This is a genomic window from Arthrobacter sp. Y3224198 (genome assembly GCF_059090025.1).
In genome coordinates this window covers 41066-48303 of the sequence record NZ_JBNHFG010000021.1, presented here as the reverse complement: position 1 = coordinate 48303, position 7238 = coordinate 41066, and the positions used below count along the sequence as shown (strand labels likewise).

Sequence of the window (7238 nt, the reverse complement as noted above, 5' to 3'; positions counted from 1 at the left end):
GGCGGGCCTGAGGCCGTCGTCGGCGACGTCTGCGTGGAGCAGCGGTGGGCTTCCGTCGCGGGGGCGGGTCCCGCCGGCGTCCGGTCCGTTGCTGCCGTTCCCCTGGCGCTTGAGGGCCAGCGGGGCGTCCTGGCCTGTTATTCGTCCCGGCCGAACTTCTTCGGGCCGGCGGAAATGGAAGGCCTCCGCGAACTGGCCGCGGAAGCCGCGGGACCGCTGCGCCTCGCCCTGCTCCTGGACGCGCAGGCAGCCAGGGCCGCCAACCTGCAGGCGGCGCTGGAATCCCGGACAGTGGTGGACCTGGCCGCCGGCATCATCATGGGCCAGAACGGCTGCAGCCAGCAGGCAGCGATCGATATCCTGCGCAGTGTCTCGAACAGCCGCAATATCAAGATCCGCAACGTTGCCGCCGGCGTCGTTGCAGCGGTCAGCGACCGGGTGGACACCCATTTTGACGAGTGATCCCGGCACCGGGGACGTCCCCGCAGGTAAGCTGGGAACCATGTTTGGAACCGGCACAGAACCGGCAGCGGCCTGGCCCGCCACCGGCACCCAGTACGAAATCAGCCGGGCCGGCGCCCGGGCCGTCATCGGCTCCCTGGCCGGAGCGATCCGGCACTATTCGGTGCAGGGGACGGAGCTGTTCCAGTCCTATCCGGACAGCGCCATTCCGCCCTCGGCCAACGGGGTGCTCCTGGCACCGTGGCCAAACCGTGTGGCGGACGGCCGCTGGATCCTGAACGGAGCTCCCCAGCAACTGGACATCACCGAGCCGTCCCGCGGCCATGCCAGCCACGGACTGCTCCGCAACACCGGGTATTCGGTTGTGGCGCAGGAGCAGGCATCCGTGTCGCTGGCCGCGGAAATCTTCCCCCAGCACGGGTACCCCTTCCACCTGCTCCACACGGTGCGCTACAGCCTGGACGACGACGGCGGGCTGCGGGTGCGCCAGGCGCTGGCGAACCGCGGCAGCGAACCCGCACCGGTGGCCCTTGGCGCCCATCCGTTCCTGCGGCTGGGAGAGGTGCCCACCAAAGACCTGGTCCTCACGGTTGCGGCCGGCACCCGGCTGACCACCGACGAGCGCCTCATTCCCAACGGGCGCCGGGAACCATCGGGAGACACAGACCTGCGCCGCGGCCGGCGGGTGGGCGGCTTGGACCTGGACAGTGCGTACACCGACCTGGAACGGACCGGGCCGCAAACGGACGGCGCCGCCTACCGGCACACGCTCAGCGCGCCGGACGGGCGGACGGTCAGCTTATGGACGGGTCCCGAATGCGGTTACGTCCATGTTTTCGTGACGGACAAATTCCCCGGACAGGACTGCGCCGTTGCACTGGAACCGATGACCGCACCGGCCAACGCACTCAACAGCGGCGAAGGACTGGTTTGGCTTCCGCCGGGGGAAACCTTTGCCATGCAGTGGGGCATCCGGGCCGGGACGGCGGACGGCGGCGGTAACAGCGGGGGATAGGCGCGTAAAGTCGGCTCCGTCACGGCCCCGGTGTGGAAAGATGGCCCCATGAAATCCCATGCACGCCGGGCCCCTGCGCCCCGGGCACTGCAGGCTGCAGCGGCTCACCCCGCCCGGACCGGCGAGGACGTGCCCTTCGCGCTACGGGTCAGCGCAGCCTGGGCCTGGCGCCTGGGAATCGTGCTGATTGTCGGTGCCGGACTGATCTGGGTACTGAGCCACTTCTCCCTGCTCATCATCCCCCTGATGATCGCGGCCCTGCTCGCCGGCCTGCTGGCCCCGGTTTCCAACTGGCTGCGCCGCAACCGCCTGCCCGGCGGCCTCTCCGTGGCCGTGACCATCGTGGCGTTCCTGGGCATTATCGTGGCGGCCCTGACCCTGGTGGGCCGGCAGCTTGCGCTGGGCTTCCAGAGCCTGTGGGGTGAAACCCAGCAGGGTGTACGCCAGGTCCAGGACTGGCTCTCGTCCGGGCCGCTGCACATCAGCGCCGGCCAGATGGATTCGCTGTTCGACGAAGCAAGCACCACGCTGCAGGACAACTCAGCCAACATTCTCTCCGGTGCCCTCAGTGTGGGCAGCAGCGCAGGCCACTTCGCCGCCGGCGTGCTGCTGACCCTCTTTGCGCTGGTTTTCTTCCTGCTGGACGGACGCCGGATCTGGCGGTTCACTACCGGGCTGCTGCCCCGCAGCGCCCGCCCTGCCGCCTTCGGGGCAGGCATCCGGGGCTGGGAATCCATGGTGAACTACGTGCGGGTGCAGATGGTGGTGGCCCTGATCGACGCCATCGGCATCGGCGGCGGCGCCGCACTGATCGGCGTGCCCCTCGCCCTGCCCCTGGCCGTGCTGGTGTTCCTCGGTTCATTCGTTCCGCTGGTGGGTGCCTTCGTCACCGGCTTCGTCGCCGTCCTGCTGGCGCTGGTGGCCAACGGCGGAGTCAACGCGCTGTTTATGCTCGGCATCGTCCTGTTGGTGCAGCAGCTTGAATCCCACATCCTGCAGCCGTTGATCATGGGGAGGGCCGTGTCATTGCACCCGCTGGCAGTGATCCTGGCCGTCACCGGCGGCACCCTGGCCGCCGGTGTTCCCGGTGCACTCTTTTCCGTACCGCTGCTGGCCATCCTGAACACCATGGTCCGCTACATAGCCGGCCGCCAATGGGAAGGCGACCCCGCCGTGGAGACAGACGGGGACCTCCCCGCGGAGCTCCGTCCGGACCCGGGCCCGGAGCCCGGCAGAACCGACGCCGGCGAAACCGAGCCCGGCCCGGACAACGGCCGAACAGACGCCGACAGCGCCACGAAGGACCAGGCACCCACCACCAACGCAGAGGAAAATCCCCGGCCGTGACCGATCTCCCCAATCTCCCGGTAACCCTCGACGACGTCCGGGCGGCTGCCAAGCTGCTGGACGGCATCATTGCCAACACCCCCATCGAAATGTCCCGGGCCCTGGCCCGCGACACGGGTTCCCCGGTCTACTTCAAATGCGAGAACCTGCAGCGGGCCGGGTCCTTCAAGGTCCGCGGCGCCTATGTGCGGATGGCCAAACTCTCACCTGCGGACAAAGCGCGGGGGGTGGTGGCGGCATCGGCCGGAAACCACGCCCAGGGCGTCGCGGTGGCAGCGGCACGGCTGGGCATCAGCGCCCGCATCTACATGCCGCTGGGGGTTGCGCTGCCCAAGCTCGCCGCCACCCGGGGGCATGGAGCAGAAGTCATCCTGCACGGACACAACGTGGATGAGGCCCTGGCCGAGGCCCAGCGCTACGCGGACCGGACCGGAGCCGTCTTCGTCCACCCCTTCGACAATGTGGATGTGGTCGCCGGGCAGGGCACCATCGGACTGGAACTGCTGGACCAGATTCCGGACCTGGACACCGTGGTGATGGGGGTGGGCGGCGGCGGGCTCCTCGCCGGGGTCGCCGTCGCGCTCAAATCCCGGGCGCGGGAGCTGGGCCGGGAGATCCGCATCATCGGCGTGCAGGCCGAAAACGCGGCGTCCTACCCGCCGTCGCTGGCGGCCGACGCCCTGGTCCCGCTGACCCGGGTGTCCACCATCGCCGACGGCATCGCCGTCGGCCGGCCGGGCCAGCTGCCGTTCTCGATCATCCGGGAACTGGTGGACGATGTGGTGACCGTCAGCGAGGATTCCCTCGCCCGGGCCCTGATTTTCCTGCTGGAGCGTGCCAAGATGGTGGTGGAACCCGCCGGTGCGGTGGGGGTGGCTGCCCTGATGGACGGGAAGATCGAGAACCCCGGAACCACGGCGGTGATCCTTTCCGGCGGCAACATCGACCCGATGCTGATGCTGAAAGTCATCCAGCGGGGCCTGGCCGCTGCCGGACGGTACCTGGTGGTGCGGATCCTGCTCGATGACCGCCCCGGGTCGCTGGCAACCATTTCGCGGATCATTGCCGCAGCGGACGCGAATGTCACCGGCGTGGACCACACGAGGGTAGGAGGATCCATCAGCATGGGAGACGTGGCAATCACCATCAACATGGAAACCAAGGGTCATGAACACTGCGAGCTGGTCCTGAAGAACCTGCGGGCGGAAGGCTTCCAGCCCGTGGTGCTGGAAGGCTGACAACCGTGCTCGCCCAACGGGCACGGACCGCGCTGGCCGGATCGCTTGGATTTGCGGCGGTACTGTGGGCGGTTTACCTGCTGACGGTGGTGCTGGGACCGGTGCTGCTTCAGCTGCTGGGCATCCTGCCGCGGCACGTGGAAGGGCTCGACGGCGTGGTGTTTGCGCCGCTGCTGCACGCCGGCGCAGGCCATCTGCTGGGCAACACGCTGCCGCTGATCGTCTTTTCGTTCCTCACCCTGCTTGAGGGGGTGCGCCGGTTCCTCGCGGTGCTGGCGATCTCCTGGCTGGCCTCGGGGATAGGGGTGTGGCTGTTCGGCAGCGGACTGACCGTCGGAGTCTCCGGGGTAGTGTTCGGACTCTTCGCCTACCTGATGGTCCGGGGCTTCTACAACCGCAACGTTCCCCAGATCCTGCTCAGCGCCGTGCTGTTCCTGGTCTACGGATCGATTCTCTGGGGACTGTTCCCCACGGCCCTTGGCGTGTCGTGGCAGGCCCATCTGTTTGGGGCCGCCGGCGGCGTGCTGGCCGCCGTCGTCCTGCGGCGCACACCGGGCTTAACGCAAAGGCGGGCCCTCCGTTAGGAGGACCCGCTGCAACCGGCGGACCTAGCCTGCGTACGGCTTGGCGGAGATGATCTCCACGGAAATGCTCTTGCCGTTCGGGGCGGTGTAGGTGGTGGTGTCGCCTACCTTCAGCCCGGAAATGGAGGCACCCAGGGGGGACTTTTCGCTGTAGACGTCGATGCTGCTGTCGCCGGCAATCTCGCGGCTGCCCAGCAGGAAGGTCTCAACGTCGCCGGCCACCCGGGCTTCGACCAGCATGCCCGGCTCCACCACTCCGTCATCGGCCGGAGCCTCGCCAACGTGCGCGTTCTCAAGGAGCTGCGTCAGCTGGCGGATGCGGGCCTCGGTTTTGCCCTGCTCTTCCTTGGCTGCGTGGTAGCCACCGTTTTCCTTGAGGTCGCCCTCGGAGCGTGCCTGCTCGATGCGGGCAACAATCTCCGTCCGCCCGGGGCCGGACAGGTGCTCCAGTTCCGCCTTCAGGCGGTCGTAAGACTCCTGCGTGAGCCAGGCGACAGATGCGCTGTTGGTTGACACGGGTATCTCCTTAGGTACGTCCGGACCACCGATTGGTCCGGCATGGCTGTATGTGCCCGCGGCCGGTTCGGCCTGACAAGCAAAGACCCCGCCGGGCGGGTCCGGGCTGGCCTGCAGGTTGCTCTCTGCAGTTCCCGGACACCTGGGCGGGGCAAGTCGTGCTCTCCATACTAGTTTGCCCGCCGACTTAACCCAAGATGCCGGGCGGGACACGCTGTGCCGTCAGCGGCGACGGGCCGGCAGGCCTCAGGCGTCGCCGTCGTCGACGAGCCAGCAGGAGGCGACCCCGCCGGTGACGCCGGGGGAGTCGATGCGCAGCTCCAACTGATGCGCGCTGCTGTCCGGGGCGTCGGGTCCCAGCACCACGGTCTTCCAGCCCACCACGGCGTAGCTTTCATTCAGCACCTGCACGGCGCAGGCGGCCGTGGTGTCCGGGGACTTATCCACCCGGAAGTCCACGACGGCGCGGCCCTCCTCGGGGAACCAGAACCCCACGTCCTTGGACGTGACGCTTCCGGTGGAAGAGGGGATGTTCATGAGGGCGGCTATCACCACGGCAGCCGCCACCGCCACGGAGGAGGCAATGATCCCGGCCCGCCGCGACAGGCGCCGCTTGGGAGCGCCGTAACGATTGGCTAATCTGGACTCGGACGTTGAAACGTCCGGCTGCTGGGGTGCCGACCTCTCGGGCTGACCAAAGGGTGTGCTCACATGCCCATTTTAGCCGTCTTTAGCCGTCGGTCCCGCCGCCACATCACGCTGACCCCAGGAGTTGCCTTGTCTGCCCGCGAAAGCACTGAATCACGGCCCGCTGCGCCGCTGCGCCTGCTCGCCGTGCATGCCCACCCCGACGACGAGGCCAGCAAGGGTGCGGCCATGATGGCCGCGTACGCCGCTTCCGGCGTCGAGGTGATGGTGGCCACCTGCACCGGCGGCGAACAGGGGTCCATCCTGAACCCCGGAGCGGAAAACGATCCGGCCGGCAAGCGTGACCTCGCCGGTTTACGGCGGCTGGAAATGGCAGCCTCGCAGGCCGCCCTGGGCATCCGGCACCGTTGGCTCGGCTTCGCCGACTCGGGACTGCCCGAGGGCGACCCGCTGCCCGAACTCCCGTTTGGATGCTTTGCACTGCAGCCGCTGGAGCGGGCGGCAGCTCCGCTGGTCAAGCTGGTCCGTGAATTCCGTCCGCACGTGATTGTCAGCTACGACGAAAACGGCGGGTACCCGCACCCGGACCACATCATGGCGCACAAGGTTGCCGTGGAGGCATTCTCCGCAGCCGGCGACCCGGACCGTTACCCGGGCACCGGCCCGGCCTGGGAGCCCCTGAAGCTGTACTACGACCGTGCCTTCAACCCCGAACGGTTCCGGGCCCTGCACTTTGCACTGGAGGAGGCCGGCCTGCAGTCGCCGTACGCCGAGCGGATCGCTGCGTCGCAGGAGGCCGATACGGAGGGCCACCAGCCGCCCGTCCCGGTGCATCCCACCACCACCCAGATCGAATGCGGGGACTTCTTCGAGGTCCGGGATGAGGCACTGCGCAGCCACCGCACCCAGGTGGATCCCGACGGATTCTTCTTCGCCGTCAGCCCGGACCTGCAGCGAAAGGTCTGGCCCTGGGAGGACTACTCCCTGATCGAGTCCCGGGTGGAAACCGAACTCCCCGAGACCGATCTGTTTGCTGGCATACGATAGATCCCGGGAACACTTGTTCCGCCGCCGTACCGGCTTAGAGAGAGATATACCGTGAACTTCCTGTACAGCCTGCCTCTTGCCGTCACTCCGGCACCTGAAGAAACCCTCGCGCCGGGGGTGGATCCGAAGGATGTTACACCGGGCACGCTGGGCTTTATTGTCACGCTTTTCCTGGTGATCGCGATCATTTTCCTGATCCGCGACATGACCAAGCGCATCCGCCGCGTCCGCTACCGCGAGCAGGCCCTGGCGGCCCGCAGCGAAGCTGCCCGCGGAGAAGACAATACCGCCGGCGCCGCACCCTCTGCGGATACGGCGGCCGGACTTTCGAAGGGCGCACCGGGCACGGAGCCCGGCGCCGGAGACAACCCGAGGTAGGAC

9 protein-coding genes are annotated in these 7238 nt (G+C 68.0%); 7 read left to right on the top strand and 2 right to left on the bottom strand.

The annotated features are described in order from the left end of the window. The 5 genes from AC5RUF_RS12015 to AC5RUF_RS11995 all read left to right on the top strand — a co-directional run. On the top strand, nt 1-462 hold a 462-nt coding region (locus AC5RUF_RS12015; RefSeq protein WP_494130718.1), incomplete at its 5' end, for a GAF and ANTAR domain-containing protein. A 40-nt stretch (nt 463-502) separates the two neighbouring features. Further along, entirely contained in the window at nt 503-1477 is a 975-nt protein-coding gene (locus AC5RUF_RS12010; RefSeq protein WP_494130717.1) for an aldose 1-epimerase family protein, read from the top strand. Nucleotides 1478-1525: 48 nt separating this feature from the next. Beyond that, the gene (locus AC5RUF_RS12005; protein ID WP_493998105.1) at nt 1526-2824 is read left to right on the top strand and encodes an AI-2E family transporter; all 1299 of its coding nucleotides are present in this window, start codon (nt 1526-1528) and stop codon (nt 2822-2824) included. Then, nucleotides 2821-4062, top strand: a complete 1242-nt coding sequence (gene ilvA / locus AC5RUF_RS12000; protein WP_494130716.1) for a threonine ammonia-lyase — start codon at nt 2821-2823, stop codon at nt 4060-4062. Before AC5RUF_RS12005 ends, ilvA begins: the two co-directional genes overlap by 4 nt. A 5-nt stretch (nt 4063-4067) precedes the next feature. Next, complete coding sequence (locus AC5RUF_RS11995; RefSeq protein WP_494130715.1) at nt 4068-4646, top strand: rhomboid family intramembrane serine protease; 579 nt, start codon at nt 4068-4070, stop codon at nt 4644-4646. A gap of 24 nt (nt 4647-4670) precedes the next feature. On the opposite strand, the gene greA is transcribed toward AC5RUF_RS11995, so the two are convergent. Both greA and AC5RUF_RS11985 read right to left on the bottom strand, forming a co-directional pair. Continuing rightward, complete coding sequence (gene greA / locus AC5RUF_RS11990; protein ID WP_493997753.1) at nt 4671-5162, bottom strand: transcription elongation factor GreA; 492 nt, start codon at nt 5160-5162, stop codon at nt 4671-4673. A 246-nt stretch (nt 5163-5408) separates the two neighbouring features. Beyond that, entirely contained in the window at nt 5409-5873 is a 465-nt protein-coding gene (locus AC5RUF_RS11985) for a DUF4307 domain-containing protein (protein ID WP_493997754.1), read from the bottom strand. A 66-nt stretch (nt 5874-5939) separates the two neighbouring features. Here AC5RUF_RS11985 and mca point away from each other — a divergent pair, with 66 nt between their 5' ends. Together mca and AC5RUF_RS11975 are read left to right on the top strand one after the other, a co-directional pair. Next, nucleotides 5940-6857: a mycothiol conjugate amidase Mca gene (gene mca / locus AC5RUF_RS11980; protein WP_493997755.1), complete on the top strand. Its 918-nt coding sequence runs from the start codon at nt 5940-5942 to the stop codon at nt 6855-6857. A 51-nt stretch (nt 6858-6908) separates the two neighbouring features. Continuing rightward, a complete protein-coding gene (locus AC5RUF_RS11975) occupies nt 6909-7235 on the top strand; it encodes a hypothetical protein (RefSeq protein WP_493997756.1) in 327 nt (108 codons plus the stop codon). Nucleotides 7236-7238: the final 3 nt, after the last annotated feature.